Source organism: Candidatus Bathyarchaeota archaeon, from assembly GCA_026014465.1.
Taxonomy (GTDB): Archaea; Thermoproteota; Bathyarchaeia; order Bathyarchaeales; family Bathycorpusculaceae; genus JADGNF01.
On sequence record JAOZID010000004.1, the window covers coordinates 42,659 to 58,938 of the forward strand.

Here is a 16,280-nt window from a genome sequence, read left to right on the forward strand (position 1 = left end):
AATCGGTTCTTCTCCAAAACCCTCGTTTTCACCAACCTATTTGGATGCTAATTTTAATTGTATGCAGAAAAGGGGGGAGGGGGTCTAATGTTTTGGTGGAAAGAGTTGTTGTTAGTTGGGTTGGGTTAGGGTGAGTAGGGTGGCTTTGGCTGAGTATAGTCTGTTTTGAGCTTGTTCGTAGATTACTGATTTGCTGTTTTCGATGGCTTCTACGCTGATTTCGTAGCCGCGATGTATGGGCATGTCATGCATGATGTAAGGCGTATTTTGCAGAAGTTCTTGGTTGATTTGGTAGGGCATCATTTGTTTGAGGCGTTGTTCTTTTTGTTTGGCAAAGCTGGGGTCGGTGAAGAATTCCATGTCAACCCACGTGTCAGTGTAAATAAAGTCCGCGGTGGAAACCGCTTCTTTTACGTCAAGGGTGCTGTTCCATAGTCCTGTTTGTTTGGCTTCTTCGAGCAGGGCTGGGTCGCGGGAGGCTTCGTTGAAAATTGGGGTGACGGTGGTTATTTTTGCGCCTGTTTTCGTACAAGCTTCAATTAGAGAGTTGCAGACGTTATTGTGAACGCCAATGTAAACTAGTTTGGCGTCTTTTAGGGTGCCGCGTTTTTCTTTCATGGTGATTAAATCGGCGATTGCTTGGCTGGGGTGGTACATTTCGTCGCAGCCGTTAATCACGGGCACTTGGGACGCTGCCATCATTTTTTGCAGGTCAGAGTTGTGCATTAGCCTTGCCATAATTAAGTCTACGTTACGCGACAAATACTGCACTTCATCGCCTATGTCTGATAAACCAAAATTGGAGCTTCGCCAATCCATGTATACGGCGTGTCCGCCTAGCTGGGTCATGGCGACTTCAAAGGAAACTCTAGTGCGGGTGCTTGTTTTCTGGAAAATCAAAGCGGCTGATTTGCCCTCCAACTCGCGAGCGTACTTTTTGGGGTTATGCTTGATGTCTATGCCCAAATCCACCAGTTCAACAAGCTCCCTGCTCGAAAGCTCCCTAAAGTTCATCAAATGCACGGTAAATGACCTCACACAAAAACATGAAACCCCACACAGCAATTATAAGCTTGCGGGGAAACCTTATTCCCAATACACCATACGAGGACAGTTAATGATTCTTCTTGTTCACTCAGTTCAGGACGTTGCAGGCGTAAACATAGCCGCCCAACTACACCAACTCTGCCGTTTCGAGAAGACCCGCCAAACCTACAGCGAGAACCCCATCTACCACGCCACCATGAACAAAACCGCTGTTACGCATGTTGCTTTGTCGCAGGAATCGGTTTGCGCCCAAGACCTTCCCGAGCATTTCCCCGACGCCGAGCTTATCGTGTTTATGTCGCGCCACAGCAGCCAAAGCCAAACCCCAACCTTAACCGTGCATGTGCCTGGAAACTTTGCACAAGCAGACTTTGGAGGCTTACCCCACACTGTATCCGTTGCCCCCGCCGTGGATATGCAAAACGCGTTGCAAGCCCTAAACCAACTGCACACTCAAACTCCCTTGGGCTTCAAAGTTTCCTATGAAGTCACCCACCACGGACCATCCCTAAACATGCCCGCACTCTTCATTGAACTAGGCAGTTCGCCCGCGCAGTGGAGCAACCAAGCCGCCGCAAACATCGTCGCAAAAGCCACGCTGCAAACCATCCAAAAGCACAACAGCAACAGGTCGCAAACGGCTGTTCTTGGTATCGGGGGAACCCACTACAACCAGAAATTCACCGCCCTTTCCTTGAGCGGCGAAGCGGTTTTTGGGCACATGATTCCCAAGTACGCCATCGCCCATGTGGACGCTGAGCTTTTGCGGCATTGTATAGAGCGTACGGTTGAGCGGGTGGGGTCGGTGGTTTTGGATTGGAAGGGCATAAAGGGTGTGGATAAGCCTGATTTGGTTGTTGCGTTGGAGGAAGTTGGGTTGCCAACTGAGAAGATTTAGGTTTGCTGTTTTTGCATGTGGGGCTTTGGAGTGTTTCAAAAGCATACTGTGTAAGGCTTGGACGTTACAGTAAACTTTATTATGCCTGATTGAAATCTTGTTGTGCGGTTAATATGGGAATTAAATCTTGGTTAACTCAGGCTTCAAGGACTTTAAAGTTGTCCTCTAAGCCAGACAAGGAAGAGCTATGGCTGTCTGTTAAAATTAGCTTCCTAGGCATTGGTGCGATAGGCTTAATCGGCTTTGTCATCAAGCTCATAGCTTTCGTCATACAATAAAATTGAAGGTTACCTGTAAATGGAGAAAAAAGAAGAACAATTCCAAACTAAAATTTTCGCCATTAAAACAACCACAGGTCAAGAAAAAAACGTAGCCAGATTACTCTCATCCAAGATAGAGATGGAAAAAATCCCCATAAAATCTATACTGGTTCCCGAAGCCCTAAAAGGATACGTCTTCATGGAAGCCGACGGTCCACACCTCATCGAAGAAGCCATCGCAGGCGTGCGCCACGTACGCTCCCGAATCCCCGGGTTGGTGAGCTTCAACGAAATTGAACGCTACATCATCCGCAAACCCATCATCGAAGACCTCGGAGAAGACGACGTCGTCGACATCACCGGCGGTCCATTCAAGGGCATGCGCGCCAAAATCACCCGCATAGACAAATCCAAAGGCGAAGTAACCCTCGAACTCCTCGAGGCAACATTTACTTTGCCCATCACAGTTCACTCCGATTACGTGAAACTAGTAGAAAAAGCAAAAAGTGACTAATAATGGTTGAAAAGAAAATCGTAGAAGCCATTGTAGGCGGCGGACAAGCCAATGCTGGCCCCCCATTAGGTCCCGCACTTGGACCTTTAGGCATTAACATCATGGCTGTTGTAAACAAGATCAACGAACTTACCAAAGACTACGCTGGAATGAAGGTTCCCGTAAAAATATCTGTCAACCCCGAAGACAAATCCTTCGAGGTTACCGTTGGAACCCCCACGGCTTCTGCTTTGCTTGTTAGTGAACTGGGCATTGAGAAAGGCTCTGGCACGCCTCACTCTGAGAAAGCTGGTGATATATCTGTTGAGCAGATAGTTAAAATCGCCAAGATCAAACAGCCCCAAATGCTGGCAAGCACCCTTACAAGCGCAGCCAAAGAAATCATGGGAACCTGCGTAAGCATGGGCGTTACCGTTGAAGGCAAAGACCCCCGCGAAGTCCAAAAAGAAGTCGACGAAGGCAAACATGACGCCTTATTAAAGAGTGAATGATAAGCGAATATTTTTATAATCGCACACCCATCCAAATTGACACGAGGCTTTAAAATGCCCTTAGACAAGAAGACCCTGTTAGATGCAGTGAAAGAAGCAAAGGCTAACTCTGGCGAGAGGAAATTCAGCCAAACCATAGACCTGGTTCTAAACATCAAAGAAATCGACATGAAATCTCCCGAAGGCAAAATCCAAGCCATGGTCGAGCTTCCCCACGCCACATCCAAACCCAACAAAATCTGCATCGTAGCATCAGGGGAATTAGCATTAAACGCTAGGCGAGCAAACGCTGACAAAGTTATCGAACGCGCCGACCTAGAAGCATTATCTGGCAAAAAGAAGGAACTGCGCAAAATCGGCAACTCTTACGATGTCTTCATATCAGAAGCGCCGTTGATGCCGCTGGTCGGTAAACTTTTGGGTCCAGTTTTGGGTCCAAGAGGTAAAATGCCCATCCCCATACCGCCAAGCGCTGACATCGTACCCGTTATCGAAAAGAACCGCAAAACCGTCATGGTTCGTATGCGTAACCAACCCGTTATCCAATGCGCCGTTGGTACTGCAGACCAATCCGACGATGATGTAGCCGAAAACGCGCTGGCTGTCATGCGTTTCTTGGATGGCAAGCTTAAACGTGGACTTAAAAACGTTGAACTTGTATTCCTAAAAACCAGCATGGGCACACCTGTTAAAATTAAACCGTAACTCGAGAGTGAAATGTTAGATGCCATCTCAACTATTGTTGGAACAAAAAAACAGCGAAGTACAAGCCATTAAGGAGCTGTTTCAAGGTTACAAATCCATCGGGATTGTGAGTCTAAAGAAAGTTCGCGCTACGCAACTTCAAGAATTCAAAAAATCCCTATCTGGCCAAGTGTACATGCGTGTCATGAAGAACACGTTGATGCGCCGTGCTCTTAGCGACGTAGAAAACGAAGAACTAAAGAAAATCGAGCCCTACCTAACAGGCTCTAACGTACTGCTTTTCACCAACCTAAACCCCTTCAAACTAGCACTACTGCTTGAAAAAGGCAAAGTCAAAACCATCGCGAAATCAGGCGACATAGCAGCTTTCGACGTAGTCGTCCCCGCTGGAAACACTGGACAACCCCCAGGCCCCATCATCAGCCAACTAAACGGCGCAGGCCTACCTACCCGCATTGAATCCGGCAGCGTCTGGGTAAGCAAAGACACCCTAGTCCTGCACAAAGGCGACGTAGTTAACGAACGCCTCGCAAGTGTCCTTTCCAAACTGGGCATAAAATCCGTCGAAGCCGGCCTTGCAATGCGCGCCGTATACGACGAAGGTCTCATGGTTCTAGAAGACCAACTAAGCATTGACGTTGACGCAATCAAACAAAGCCTACAACTAAGCCAAAGCGACGCATTCGCACTAGCTCTGGGCATATCCTACCCCACAGCCGAAACCATAACCCCACTGCTGCAAATCGCACACCAAAAAGCCATGTCCCTCTCCGTAGGAGCCGCAATCCCAACCAAAGAAACCATAGGCGACCTTATCCGCAAGGCAAACTCAGAAATGCAAAGCCTCAACAGCGCCGTCGAAAAAGCAAAACCCCCAGCATAACCCCCAAGCTAAGCCAACCCGCTTGGCTAACCCCAATTGTTCTCTTCTTTTCTTTTTGTTTTACTGTTTTATGTGAATGTTTTTTTGTGTCTGCGCCTGTTGTATGTTCTGTTTAGGCTGTGATGTGTTGGGCAAGGCAAAGTTTGGCGTGTTTCTTCCTTTTTATGCACTGCAAAACGGCAAGGACAAGTCAGAGTCGCTTTTTGACCGTGTTTGCTCTGTTGTGTTGGAGTGTGAACGGTTAGGATATGATTCGATTTGGCTTGATGACCATTTGATGTATGGGCAGATGCCTTTGCTGGAGTGCTGGACTGCCCTGTCGGCGCTTGCCTGCCGAACCAAACGCATACGGCTTGGAACCATGGTCATGTCCGCCGCGTTTAGAAACCCCGCCGTTTTAGCGAAAATGGCTGCAACTCTTGATGTCATATCAAACGGGCGCTTGGAAGTAGGTTTAGGGGCGGGAGTACAGCAAGAAGAGCATGAAGCCTACGGTTTCTCGTTTCCCAAACCCAGCATCCGCGTCAGCCGACTAAAAGAATCCGTGGAAATCCTCAAAGCACTTTGGAGCACAAACAAAACAAGTTACCACGGCGACCACTACCAAATAACAGGTGCTGTCTGCCAACCTAAACCCTTGCAAAAGCCCCACCCCCCAATAATCATAGGCGGCGCAGGCGAGAAGCAGACCCTAAAAGTTACGGCGCAGCATGCGGACAGGTTTGATTTTGGTTACGTTCCGACCATGGAGTTGTACCTGCATAAACTTGAGGTTCTAAAAAGCCACTGCAATGATGTGGGCAGAAGCTACGCGGATATTGAGAAGTCTTGTTGGCCTGCTGGGCAGTTTCTTTTAGCCGAAAACCAAAAAGGTGTCGACAAGAAAGCCAAACAATACCGTCCACAGGGCGTTAGCCAAAAAGATTTTGAAGGCTATAGTTTTTTGGGTACGCCTGAGCGTTGCCTTGAGCCCCTTCAGAGTTACTTGGATTTGGGTGTTACGCATTTTATGCTGTTTTTTGGCGACCTCCCCTGCACAGAGAGCCTGCAACTATTAGCCCACGCCATAAACAAAATCTAACTCGCCCCACTCATGCCCCTCAACAATAGTTCCATTCCAAAATATCAACGTCTCATACGGCAAATCCACCTGTATATCATCAATCTTGGTTTCGTAAACAATATCCAAATTGCACCCGTACTGCCTAAGCAGCCTGTTTGTATCATCCCACACAACCTGCGAAAGCTCATCTGCCTCCCATAACCCCCAAATCTTATCCTCAGGACCACGAAAACCATACCCATAATCCCTAGGCAACACATAAGCGGCATCTGCAGGGAATTTTTCTATTTGCATGTCCGCATCTTGGATGTATTCCCAGAACCTTTCCATGACGTTTAGGTAGTCTTGGGTTAGTATGCCATACGGAGTTGTTGCTGTTCCGTTTGGACCTGGCGAATCAAAGACCACGATGTATTTTGCGCCTGACTGCCACGCTAGGGTCATGTCATTGTAGAGTTCTGTGGGGGTTCCTAGGCAGGGTTCGGGGTGGTTGCATTCTGAGAAGGTAATGATTACGCCCCAGTCTTTATTGAGGGATTTGGCTGCGCCTCTGCCGAGGGAAACGGCTATTTCGCGGCTTTGGTTGCCCACGAATTCGGTGAAAACTGTGTCGTATCCGCACAGGTAATCATACCAGTACAAGGCGTAATCGGATGTGTACAGTTTTAGGTCAACATCGTAGTAGACGGCTCCTTGGTAAACCGACAAATACGGCACAACCCCCAACAGGAAATGGTCTGCTGCGTCCCCATAGCTATCTGCAGCTGGCACAGGCCTTTCCGTCGCTACGTCAATTTGTTTTCCACCTATCTCGTCAAACATGTATGCCCCCAAGAATTTGTCGCCCCAGCAGTCAATTGCCATCTGGAAGAATTCTTGGTCAGGACCCCGCGGCGGCAACAACCCGCTTTCCGAGAAGCCCACGTACACGATAAAGTAAAAGCCCTCCTCGTAGAGGTGATTGCAAACTCTGGTCAGCTTGGCAGTGTCCCTAGTAACATCTAGTGAGCCTACGATAATCAAGTTAGCGTAACCCGAAACTGCGTCGGTAACGTTGTAGATTAAGTCTTCATCGCCAAACCCTATGTCTACGCCCACAAAAACCTCTGGCATAGCCTCTTCTTTTAGCGGTGTTCTAGCGTCTAAGATGGCAACAAATAGTAAAATCAACAACAAAAACGCCAAAAATGCGCCCACACACGGCTTCTTAACTAACCTGCGCCCTGAAGCTTGAGCCGCCAAACGTGCTGTTTTGCCATAGCCTGTTGCCGTCATTTTATCGCAACCAAAACGTGTTGTATCCTTTCTGGTGCTATAGCTTAAAAGATTAACTCAAGCTTTAATGTGGGCTAAGCTCTTTAGGCACGAAGTGAAACCTATCAAGAGCGACCTGCACATGTTTTCAGACATCAAACCCTTACCCAAAAAACGGTACATAGCTGGAGTCATTGCCATATTCGCGGCTGTGTATTCGCAGTATTTTTTACCGTTGGGTGCTGTACTGGGTTATCTTGTAGTGTATGGCGTACCCATAGCGGTTGTTACCCTCTTGTTTGGCAAGCCTCTTTTGGAACGTGCCGCTAAAAACAATAAAACCGCCGCTAAACTTGGCTTGGGCTTATTTGGAGCCTTAACCGTGGTTGGCTTGTTTTTTTCTGTTTTAATCTTGGCGGTCATGCTGATTTTTGACCCTGAGGTAATCAACGTTTTGCAGCAGCCTAACCCCGTTCTTGACGTTTCCCCAACGGCGGCTTGGGTGCTCATAGCGGTTTCCCTGCTCGTTATTGGTCCTGCCGAAGAATACCTTTTCCGCGGTTTCATGTACGGCGGCTTGCTAAGCATATCCAAAGGTCGCTACTGGTTCCCCTTAGCCTTGCTCTCCAGCTTCCTCTTTGCTGTCGTGCACGCCTACTACGCTGTCACCTACGGAGCCGCCAGCATCATCCAGTTCGTAACCCTCATCTGCTTTGGCATCGCCATGGCCATAACCTACTACTGGTCAAAAGGAAACATACTCATCCCTGCACTCCTGCACGGTTTGTACGACGCTGCGGGCTTTCTTGGAGTAGCCACTACAAATGAGATTGGTTTGGCTGCCCGTTTGGTTTTGATAGCAGTGGGCGTGGTCTTCGCGGCAGTGTATCTGCCTAAAAAACTCAAGTTGAAAATTTTTGGCTCTGAACCTGCCAAAGAGCCTTCTTCTTTATAGACAGCAGCAGGTGGCTATACAAAGTTTTTCCAGTGCTCCCAAACTTGAACTGCTATCATTGTGATGCACAGCAAAATGCTTATGGGCGCTGCAGATTTGCGGGAAAAGAACGAGTCATAATATCCTTTTACTTCTTGTTTTAAACGAATGAGCGCCTTCTGAGTTTTCCCAGTTTCCACTTCACTTTTCTCCACAAACCCTGCCCCTTAAACTGCATATATCCCTGATTTCGCAACCCGCAATAATGTAAAAACCGCAACACTGCGCTTGGCTGCGTTATGCTTTTTAGTCTTTAAAGCCTAGTTTTGTTGGTTGACTATGTTCTTTAAGCAGCTTCAGCAGCATGGTGATAATTTCTCTTACATAATTGCAGATTCTAACACGCAAGAAGCCGCTGTTGTAGATTCAAGTTTTAACGCGGGCAAGATTTTGCGGGTTCTAAAAGAAGAAGGCTTTGCGCTCAAGTATATCATCAGCACTCACGACCACTCCGACCACACTGCAGGCAACCCCGAACTACAGTCAGCTCTGGGCGGACAAACCGTAGCCCACACGCTCTCAAAAACCCCAACCGACCTATCCGTCAAAGACAACGACACCTTACACGTGGGCAAAACAAAAATCCAAATCATCCACACCCCCGGACACACCCCCGACGGCATATGCCTACTCATAAACGGCAAAAAACTACTCACAGGCGACACCTTGTTTGTGGGGGAATGCGGCAGAACCGACCTACCCGGCGGAAACAGCAAAGACCTCTACAACAGCCTCTTCAACAAACTACTCAAACTAAACGACAACATCCAAATCTACCCCGGACACGACTACGGCGCCACACCCCACTCCACCATAGCAGAACAACGCCAAACCAACTACATCCTAAAACCCCGCACCCTCCAACAATTCATAAAATTCATGAAACAACCCTAAAACAAAACAGCACCCTCCAACAAACACCTAACCGACAGCAGCAAAAAAGCAACAAAACCTCCCCTCCAAAAGAAAAACGTTCCATAACCTACACATTTTGCCTGCATTCATCTGATTTTTATCTATAACGCCCAGCCCTTATGATTAAACCTTAATGGTCCCTTTCCATCCAAATATGGTTTCTGCATTCGTAAGTCTTTTATATCCTGACTTTAATATGAACTAAACTGTTCGGAGACAGATTCGAAATCTGAATGAAGGCTTGAGAGAGAAATTAATGATGTATAGGACCAATAAAGATGGCAGTGTTTGCAGCTTTCTGTGTAGAGCTCAACTGGTGAAGTTCAAAGCGAAAGCCATGCGTGCAGGTGCATGGTTCAAGGTTTTGCCAAGAATAGACCGAGTGCTTGTTGATTTAACGATAAGAGTAGCAGAAAACATCCGCAGCGCTTCTTTAGCTAAAAGCATACTTTCCATCACAGAAAAGCTGGAAGGCGTTCTTGAAAGCAAGTTCGCCCGCGCCATACGTGAAGTTGGTCTTCCCCTATCCCAAAAACTCAGTCAGGTGGCTATCTGTTGGGGCTACGTTACAGCTGCTGCTTGGGCAAACGATAAAAGCTACGCTCGGTATTGGGCTATAATGAAGCTCAACGGGCACCCATGCGTCGTCTGAGACTGCAAAATAGGACGTAACTTCACAAATGATTGGGTTTGTAGATCTAGTTTTAATATGCGTCTTTGCAGTTGTCTACTTGTGGATATTCTATAATTTGCCCATTCTTGCAACGGGTGTAAGAAACACTTGGAAATGCCGAAAAAATCAAAAGCAGGCAGTTTTGGATTCTTCATCTTTTCCTTCTTTCTCTATTGTTGTTCCTGTTAAAAACGAAGCCAAACTGGTGGGTCGGCTCTTTGACGCCATTAAAAAACTGGATTACCCAAAAGATAAGATAGAAGTGTTGCTTGCTGAGGACGGTTCAACGGACTCTACCTTGGATGTTTGTAACGAGTTTGCACGTAGCTACGGCAACGTTACTGTTTTGCAGCGTTTGGTTTCCAGCGGCAAGCCTTCTGCTTTGAATCATGGTCTAAAACATGCCAAAGGCGACATAGTTGCCGTCTTTGACGCAGACAACGTCCCCGCAACAGACGCTTTACTTAATGCTGCACATTACTTCAAGGACCCAAACGTGGCAGCAGTCCAAGGTAGAACCCTATCAATTAACTCCCAAGAAAACATGCTAACCCAATTCATATCCTACGAAGAAGCAATCTGGTGCGAAGCTTACCTGCGCGGAAAAGACGCATTAGGCCTGTTTGTTCACCTAAAAGGTAGCTGCCAGTTCCTGCGACGCGAAACCTTAAACAATCTTTCTGGATTTGACGAAAACATATTATCCGAAGACATGGAAATCAGTGCGCGTCTTACAGAAAACGGCTACAGCATCCGATACGGCGGCGATGTGTGTTCTTGGCAAGAAAGCCCTTCAGGTCTAAAGACGCTCTTTAAGCAGCGTACACGCTGGTTTAGAGGCACAATGGAAGTTGCTTTCAAATACGGTCGCCTCATGAAAGCGCCAAACCTGAAAAGGCTAGATGCTGAAGTAACCTTATTTGGACCTTTCATCCTGATTGCTTCTTTGTTCTCTTATCTTGGCGGGTCAGGCTTTTTCTTCGCAACCTTCCCCTTCAATGTAATCTGGCAAAGTTTCATGTACTTCTCCTTAGCAGCTACAACCTTCACAATGCTTCTTGCGGGCGCTGCAATGATTTACGTTTCACGGCCCAAGGGCATAAAGAATCTGCTTTGGCTCCCTTTCATTTTTGCTTACTGGTGTTTACAAGGGTTCATAGCTTTGTACGCTGGATTGCTGATGCTGCTACGTCGCCCCAATAAATGGGTAAAGACCGAAAAAAGCGGTACAGTTGATGACTTAGCTTTCTCTCTTTCCATAGAGCAGGAACCACAACTATATGCCTAAAACCTGCACTCTTCGATAGGTACCGTTGTTTCATGCGCTTTTTACATGTACCTACACTTACGGATTCACAAGCCCTACTTGCCTGCCTGTCAATGGGCTTTTTTATCCGTCTGGTTCCTGAACTCTTGGCGTTCCCACACCCCATAGGCTTTGACACCATTTACTACGCTAACATAATGAAAAACAGTTTGATTATTTCAAATTGGACTGGCTTCTTTACAAGCACTTGGCTACTAAACGCCTTCATCGTACCCCTAAATAGCCTCTCACACACAGACCCCTTCCTTATACTAAAAATCGTAGCCCCCCTGCTCTACGGTCTAAACGTCGCTGGAATCTACTGGTTCGCACGAAAAAACCTAAACTGGAGCATATACCTTGGCATATTCACAGGAGTCTTCTTTGCTCTTCAGTTAGCTTCATTGCGCATTAGCTGGGACTTACTACGTAACACTTTGGGTCTGGGAGTTTTGCTGTTTGCTTTCTCCTATGCAAATGATGTTAAATCTACTAGGGGGGTTGCCTTGTTTGCTGCCCTTTCTTTACTTAGTGTATTTGCACATGAGTACTCTGCAGTGACTCTGCTTTTTGTGGTGTCAAGTCTTGCAATCTGGCAGTTTATAAAAGGCCGTACTGACTTGTCAAAACGTTTAATCTTAGCAATTTCTCCAGCTATGATAATTTTTTCAATCGGCATCTACCTGAGAATGTTTCCCTTGTTTTCTAACTCCGTATCAAATATAATCGGAGCAGGTGACTCTGTAGGTGCTCACCCTAGCAACCTGTTCTTCCTTGTTAACTACCTAAATGTTAAGACCTCCGTGGATTTCTATGGAAGCTATTCTGCTTTAGCTCTAAACGTTGTACTCCTTTTTACTCTCCTGTATTTGCCTTATCTTTATTTAGCTATGAAAGGGCTCTTCAAAAATTACTTCCTAACTCTGTGGTTCGTCCTCTTATGTGTTGGGTCATTTAGTTGTTTGGTTATTCCTTTTAGTGCTCTGCAGTACTGGCACCGGTGGATGTTTATGCTTGTATACCCATTAACTTTCTACGCCGTTTACGGATTAAGCAAGCTCCTATCTGTAACACATCTAGAACGCAGAAAACCCCGTTTCTCTTGGGATTCTAACAGAAAAGCCGCCTCTGCGGTCATTTTGACTTTTGTGTTAGGCAGCGCCTATTTAGTTACACCCATCTCGATGGTTTATGCAAATACAAGCGTGCCTTCGGCTTCTGGCACTTACCTATACTTCTCAACCAACCCCACAGTTCCCTACCAAGATGTAGATAGCGTTGTTCAGGCTATGAACTGGCTCAACGATAACATGGATGAAAATTCATGTGTGCTTTTGCAGCGTGCCTATTTGGAATGGGGAAAACTGTATCTGGATAACTGCCCCCCCATTATCGTCTTCCAAAATAATGTCGACCAAGCAGTTAACAAAGCTATAGACTACAACTATAGTCAAATTTTCTTCGTCTGGTGGAATGCGCCTATTGGTTGGTATGGGGTTTCTGTTCCAAGCAGTTTTGTTACATTGCAGGATTTTGGACGTATTTCCGTTTATACTTATGGAGGAAAAACTATTGATTAAAGAAATTAATCAGACCTTAAATGTTGCTGCTATTTCTTCTCAGTCGCTGGTAGTTGCTGGAATTCCCGCTTTCAATGAAGAAAAGACGATTGCACGTGTTGTCATGGATGCCCAAAAATATGTCGACGCTGTTGTTGTCTGTGATGATGGTTCAACAGATTTAACTGCCGAAATCGCCGAACGCTTAGGTGCAGATGTAGTACGTCACAAACAAAATTCTGGTTATGGCGCTGCGCTTAAAAGCTTGTTTAAACGTGCGCGGGAACTAAACGCCGATGTGCTTGTTACCTTGGATTCTGATGGTCAACACGACGCAAGACAGATTCCAAAGCTGGTAAAGCCTATTGAAAATGGCGTTGCAGATGTTGTTCTGGGTAGCCGATTCTTAGATGAAGCTGGTACTGCTGATATGCCTCTTTACCGGCAACTTGGCGTAAAACTTATAACAAAACTAACTAAAACTGGCAAAAACAGTATAAGTGATGCCCAAAGCGGGTTCAGAGCATACGGTAAACAAGCATTAAACTTTTTACCCGTATCTGAATCTGGCATGAGCGCTAGCATACAGTTGTTACGCAATGTCGACAGAAGCGGCTTCAAAGTTTGTGAAGTTCCAATTACCTGTAAATATTCTGAAACAGTCGGAGTGAAAACTTCAACTGAAAACCCTATTACACATGGCCTTAGTCTTATTATGTCCATAGTCAAACTGGTAGTTGAGGATAAACCCTTACCTCTTCTGGGAATACCTGGGATAGTGTCCTTAATGTTAGGTGCCCTATTTGGTGTTTGGTTGATGAATCTCTATGCAGCAACCCACCAAATTGTCACAAACGTTGCTTTAGCATCAATTGCTTTCATTTTAATTGGTTTTTTCCTGTTATCTACGGCAATTACTCTTTATGCGATAACACGGCTATCTGAAAAAAGGTCTGGTGCTTGAGCAATTACTTCTGAAAGTGCTTTGAAGTCGCTGGGAAGAATTAACGGAATGTTGCTGCATACGAAAGAACTGTCTGGGTTTGGTTGTTATTCAAGCAACAAGCCCTTTTGCATCAGATCAAAAACGAGTGAATGTAGCTGAACATCTTAGTCACTTCCATTTTAGATGTTGAAAAGTCAGCTCATAACAGCAGACTTCATCAATTCCTACTTTACCTGTCAAAAAACCACAACGTAACCGTGTTATGCGTGAATGATAACTGGAAACTAAAATATGATACAAACTATGCTGAATTCCAAAAAAGCTACAAAGACCTATTCAACAGAATCAAAGTTGTATATATCACCGACCTAAACATACCCCCATATCTTCAAGATGTATCGTCCTTGTTTTTCCTTCTTAAATTGACAAAACACAAACTCAATCTAAAACAATTTGATTTACACTTGAACTATAACGGACTCTTTACCTCTTCCCTAATTACCAGCCTCTTGCGAGTCCCCACTGTCTATGACGTAGCAGACGACCTGCCTAACATGAGCTATACTTCTAAACAAATCCCACAGATACTTAGAGGATTATCCTATATTATTTCAAAACACATATTCAAGAGAAACATGAAAAACGCCTCTAAAATTACACTAACCACAAAACAGATTTCAGAAATGTATGGTGTACCAAACAACAAAATTAGCGTTATCCCCAATGGCGTAGATTATGATCTTTTTACTAAGGCAAAAAGCTTTTTTAGAGAAAAAAATGATTTAGGTGATTCTTTTATCGTGGGGTTTGTTGGTGTTTTGCGTGAATGGTTAAATTTCGAACCATTTTTGAATGCTTTGGCTGAATTAGTTCCTGAATGCAATATGAAAGCGGTAATTGTCGGAGATGGACCATGTGCCGCAGAACTAAAACAAAGCGTATCCTCAAAATCGTTGGATTCATATGTCCAATTTACGGGTACAATAAACTATGATGATATTCCAGATATAATAAACAGCTTTGATGTTGGTATAATTCCCTTCAGGTTTGATGCCGTCTCTCAGAACTCTTTACCTCTCAAACTCTTCGAATATATGGCGTGTGAAGTGCCAGTTATATCAACCCCGCTAAGAAGCGTAACTGCTCTATTTGGGCAAAACGTTTTTTATGCCTCCTCAACTGCGGATTACAAACGGCTTTTGAAGCGTCTGTACTTCAATCGGCAACTGACTAAAAATGCGGGAAAAAACGGCAGATTGGTAACCCTGCATGATTACTCTTGGTCAAATATCATACTAAGATTTGAAAAACTACTGGTAGAATGCTAAGATGAAAGTTTATCTTCTGAACCCCCCGTTTAAGCCAAATTTTGTAAGATGCGGCAGGTGGCAGGGTGCCTCTGCAAGAAGTGGCGGTCTTGATTACCCTAAATGGTTAGCCTACACCGCGGGTATGCTAGAAAAAGACCATAATGTGAAACTTGTTGACGCGGTTGCACAGGGTTGGACTTTTGATATGGTTAATCAAGATGTGAAAGCGTTTTCTCCTGACGTCATAATTGCAGAAACCAATTTTTCAAGCTTAAGCAACGATATCAAGGTTCTAAAAAACCTACCCTCTTCCGCGGTAACTGTAATGGTTGGTCCCCCTGTGCATCTTTTTTATGAAAAAATCCTGAATTCGGGAATTCGCGTTGCGGTTCCTTTCGAGTTTGAATGGGTCGTAGCGGACCTTGTGGGAACTCTTGAACGTAAAGGGTCCTTTGACAATGTAAACGGGATTGTTTTCAAGAAACGCGGTGAACTAATAAAAACGAAGTCTAAACCTTTCTCTTCTTCCACGGACTTAAATGAGTTACCGTTTGTTTCTAAAGTCTACAAGAAATATCTTCCAATAGAACGGTATTTTTTGAGTCAATCGTTGTATCCTGAGGTTCAAATTTTTGCGGGTCGCGGGTGTCCTTCGTACTGCACTTTCTGTTCTTGGCCTGAAAATATGACCGGCCGCGTGTATAGAATGAGAGACCCCGAAAATCTTGTGGACGAGTTTGAGTATATCAAAAAAGAGTTGCCTTTCGTGAAGGAGGTTTTCATTGAAGATGACACTTTTACGGTTAGAACCGATAAGATTGAGCAATTCTGTAACGAATTGATGGACCGAAAACTAAACGTTGTTTGGTCTTGTAATGCCCGCGCTACGTTAAACTATAGTGTTATGCGTCAGATGAAGAAAGCTGGTTGTAGACTTATAATTGTGGGCTATGAATCGGGCAGCGACCACATTCTAAAGAAAATCAAAAAAGGCAACAACATAGGTATGATGAAAAAGTTCACGGCAGATGCTAAACGAGCTGGTTTGCTAATCCACGGCGATTTCATAGTTGGGTTGCCTAACGAAACAGTATCAACCATAAAAGAAACTGAACGGTTCATACATGAAATCAAACCAAATGTTTTACAAGTAGCAATTGCAACCCCAATACCTGGAACCGCTTTCTACGAATACGCAAAAAACAATGGCTACCTAATGGTTGATACCCTAGAGAAAAGCATTGACTCTAATGGCTACCAAAAATGCGTTATAAATTATCCTGAACTAACCAATGACGAAATAGAGTACTGGGCTAATCATATTTTGAAAGGTTATTACTTGTCACCGTCGTATCTGCCTGTTGCGGTTAAAAATGTTGCACGTGCAACTTTTGTAGATGAGATGAAAGTAATGCTTCGCTCAGCAAGAACCTTCTTGTCTTATGTTAAAATTTTTAAATGA

At 45.1% G+C, this 16,280-nt stretch carries 18 protein-coding genes; 15 read left to right on the top strand and 3 right to left on the bottom strand.

The features are described 5' to 3' along the window. Nucleotides 1-111: 111 nt before the first annotated feature. On the bottom strand, nucleotides 112-972 hold the full coding sequence (locus tag NWF04_00280; protein ID MCW4005023.1) for an ornithine carbamoyltransferase: 861 nt from the start codon (nucleotides 970-972) through the stop codon (nucleotides 112-114). Here NWF04_00280 and NWF04_00285 point away from each other — a divergent pair. The 7 genes from NWF04_00285 to NWF04_00315 all read left to right on the top strand — a co-directional run bounded on the left by NWF04_00285 (nucleotide 953) and on the right by NWF04_00315 (nucleotide 5,879). Then, nucleotides 953-1,945 carry a D-aminoacyl-tRNA deacylase gene (locus tag NWF04_00285; GenBank protein MCW4005024.1) on the top strand — a complete coding sequence of 331 codons (993 nt, stop codon included), beginning with the start codon at nucleotides 953-955 and terminating at the stop codon, nucleotides 1,943-1,945. The two genes, NWF04_00280 and NWF04_00285, sit on opposite strands and share 20 nt — an antisense overlap. A gap of 113 nt (nucleotides 1,946-2,058) precedes the next feature. Next, nucleotides 2,059-2,223, top strand: coding sequence for a protein translocase SEC61 complex subunit gamma (locus NWF04_00290; protein MCW4005025.1), 165 nt, complete (start codon nucleotides 2,059-2,061; stop codon nucleotides 2,221-2,223). Between the two features lie 19 nt (nucleotides 2,224-2,242). Then, on the top strand, nucleotides 2,243-2,719 hold the full coding sequence (locus NWF04_00295) for a transcription elongation factor Spt5 (GenBank protein ID MCW4005026.1): 477 nt from the start codon (nucleotides 2,243-2,245) through the stop codon (nucleotides 2,717-2,719). A gap of 2 nt (nucleotides 2,720-2,721) precedes the next feature. After that, on the top strand, nucleotides 2,722-3,210 hold the full coding sequence (locus NWF04_00300) for a 50S ribosomal protein L11 (protein MCW4005027.1): 489 nt from the start codon (nucleotides 2,722-2,724) through the stop codon (nucleotides 3,208-3,210). 54 nt (nucleotides 3,211-3,264) lie between these two features. Next, entirely contained in the window at nucleotides 3,265-3,915 is a 651-nt protein-coding gene (locus NWF04_00305) for a 50S ribosomal protein L1 (GenBank protein MCW4005028.1), read from the top strand. A gap of 19 nt (nucleotides 3,916-3,934) precedes the next feature. Next, nucleotides 3,935-4,798, top strand: coding sequence for a 50S ribosomal protein L10 (locus tag NWF04_00310; GenBank protein ID MCW4005029.1), 864 nt, complete (start codon nucleotides 3,935-3,937; stop codon nucleotides 4,796-4,798). Between the two features lie 148 nt (nucleotides 4,799-4,946). Beyond that, a complete protein-coding gene (locus NWF04_00315) occupies nucleotides 4,947-5,879 on the top strand; it encodes a TIGR03560 family F420-dependent LLM class oxidoreductase (protein ID MCW4005030.1) in 933 nt (310 codons plus the stop codon). Here the strand turns inward: NWF04_00315 and NWF04_00320 are convergent. Continuing rightward, nucleotides 5,853-7,136: a hypothetical protein gene (locus NWF04_00320; GenBank protein MCW4005031.1), complete on the bottom strand. Its 1,284-nt coding sequence runs from the start codon at nucleotides 7,134-7,136 to the stop codon at nucleotides 5,853-5,855. The genes NWF04_00315 and NWF04_00320 overlap by 27 nt on opposite strands. A 94-nt stretch (nucleotides 7,137-7,230) precedes the next feature. Here NWF04_00320 and NWF04_00325 point away from each other — a divergent pair, with 94 nt between their 5' ends. After that, complete coding sequence (locus NWF04_00325) at nucleotides 7,231-8,070, top strand: CPBP family intramembrane metalloprotease (GenBank protein MCW4005032.1); 840 nt, start codon at nucleotides 7,231-7,233, stop codon at nucleotides 8,068-8,070. A gap of 14 nt (nucleotides 8,071-8,084) precedes the next feature. Here the strand turns inward: NWF04_00325 and NWF04_00330 are convergent, their stop codons facing one another. Next, entirely contained in the window at nucleotides 8,085-8,264 is a 180-nt protein-coding gene (locus tag NWF04_00330; GenBank protein MCW4005033.1) for a hypothetical protein, read from the bottom strand. Nucleotides 8,265-8,388: 124 nt separating this feature from the next. On the opposite strand from NWF04_00330, the gene NWF04_00335 reads away from it, so the two are divergent. From NWF04_00335 to NWF04_00365, 7 genes are all read left to right on the top strand, one after another. Beyond that, nucleotides 8,389-9,003: an MBL fold metallo-hydrolase gene (locus NWF04_00335; GenBank protein ID MCW4005034.1), complete on the top strand. Its 615-nt coding sequence runs from the start codon at nucleotides 8,389-8,391 to the stop codon at nucleotides 9,001-9,003. 337 nt (nucleotides 9,004-9,340) lie between these two features. Continuing rightward, nucleotides 9,341-9,676, top strand: a complete 336-nt coding sequence (locus NWF04_00340) for a hypothetical protein (protein MCW4005035.1) — start codon at nucleotides 9,341-9,343, stop codon at nucleotides 9,674-9,676. Between the two features lie 28 nt (nucleotides 9,677-9,704). Further along, nucleotides 9,705-10,985 (top strand): glycosyltransferase family 2 protein, encoded by a 1,281-nt coding sequence (locus NWF04_00345; protein MCW4005036.1) that lies wholly within the window; start codon nucleotides 9,705-9,707, stop codon nucleotides 10,983-10,985. A gap of 32 nt (nucleotides 10,986-11,017) precedes the next feature. Then, nucleotides 11,018-12,583, top strand: a complete 1,566-nt coding sequence (locus NWF04_00350; protein ID MCW4005037.1) for a hypothetical protein — start codon at nucleotides 11,018-11,020, stop codon at nucleotides 12,581-12,583. Further along, entirely contained in the window at nucleotides 12,576-13,526 is a 951-nt protein-coding gene (locus NWF04_00355; GenBank protein ID MCW4005038.1) for a glycosyltransferase family 2 protein, read from the top strand. The genes NWF04_00350 and NWF04_00355 overlap by 8 nt, the downstream gene beginning before the upstream one ends. A gap of 215 nt (nucleotides 13,527-13,741) precedes the next feature. Beyond that, nucleotides 13,742-14,836 carry a glycosyltransferase family 4 protein gene (locus tag NWF04_00360; GenBank protein MCW4005039.1) on the top strand — a complete coding sequence of 365 codons (1,095 nt, stop codon included), beginning with the start codon at nucleotides 13,742-13,744 and terminating at the stop codon, nucleotides 14,834-14,836. Between the two features lies 1 nt (nucleotide 14,837). Next, complete coding sequence (locus tag NWF04_00365; protein MCW4005040.1) at nucleotides 14,838-16,280, top strand: B12-binding domain-containing radical SAM protein; 1,443 nt, start codon at nucleotides 14,838-14,840, stop codon at nucleotides 16,278-16,280.

Excerpts from the sequence above, each read along its gene's own strand:
- NWF04_00285 (MCW4005024.1), top strand. The coding sequence starts at position 953 with ATGTCTATGCCCAAATCCACCAGTTCAACAAGCTCCCTGCTCGAAAGC.
- NWF04_00290 (MCW4005025.1), top strand. The coding sequence starts at position 2,059 with ATGGGAATTAAATCTTGGTTAACTCAGGCTTCAAGGACTTTAAAGTTG.
- NWF04_00295 (MCW4005026.1), top strand. The coding sequence starts at position 2,243 with ATGGAGAAAAAAGAAGAACAATTCCAAACTAAAATTTTCGCCATTAAA.
- NWF04_00300 (MCW4005027.1), top strand. The coding sequence starts at position 2,722 with ATGGTTGAAAAGAAAATCGTAGAAGCCATTGTAGGCGGCGGACAAGCC.
- NWF04_00305 (MCW4005028.1), top strand. The coding sequence starts at position 3,265 with ATGCCCTTAGACAAGAAGACCCTGTTAGATGCAGTGAAAGAAGCAAAG.
- NWF04_00310 (MCW4005029.1), top strand. The coding sequence starts at position 3,935 with ATGCCATCTCAACTATTGTTGGAACAAAAAAACAGCGAAGTACAAGCC.
- NWF04_00320 (MCW4005031.1), bottom strand. The coding sequence starts at position 7,136 with ATGACGGCAACAGGCTATGGCAAAACAGCACGTTTGGCGGCTCAAGCT.
- NWF04_00335 (MCW4005034.1), top strand. The coding sequence starts at position 8,389 with ATGTTCTTTAAGCAGCTTCAGCAGCATGGTGATAATTTCTCTTACATA.
- NWF04_00345 (MCW4005036.1), top strand. The coding sequence starts at position 9,705 with ATGATTGGGTTTGTAGATCTAGTTTTAATATGCGTCTTTGCAGTTGTC.
- NWF04_00350 (MCW4005037.1), top strand. The coding sequence starts at position 11,018 with ATGCGCTTTTTACATGTACCTACACTTACGGATTCACAAGCCCTACTT.
- NWF04_00365 (MCW4005040.1), top strand. The coding sequence starts at position 14,838 with ATGAAAGTTTATCTTCTGAACCCCCCGTTTAAGCCAAATTTTGTAAGA.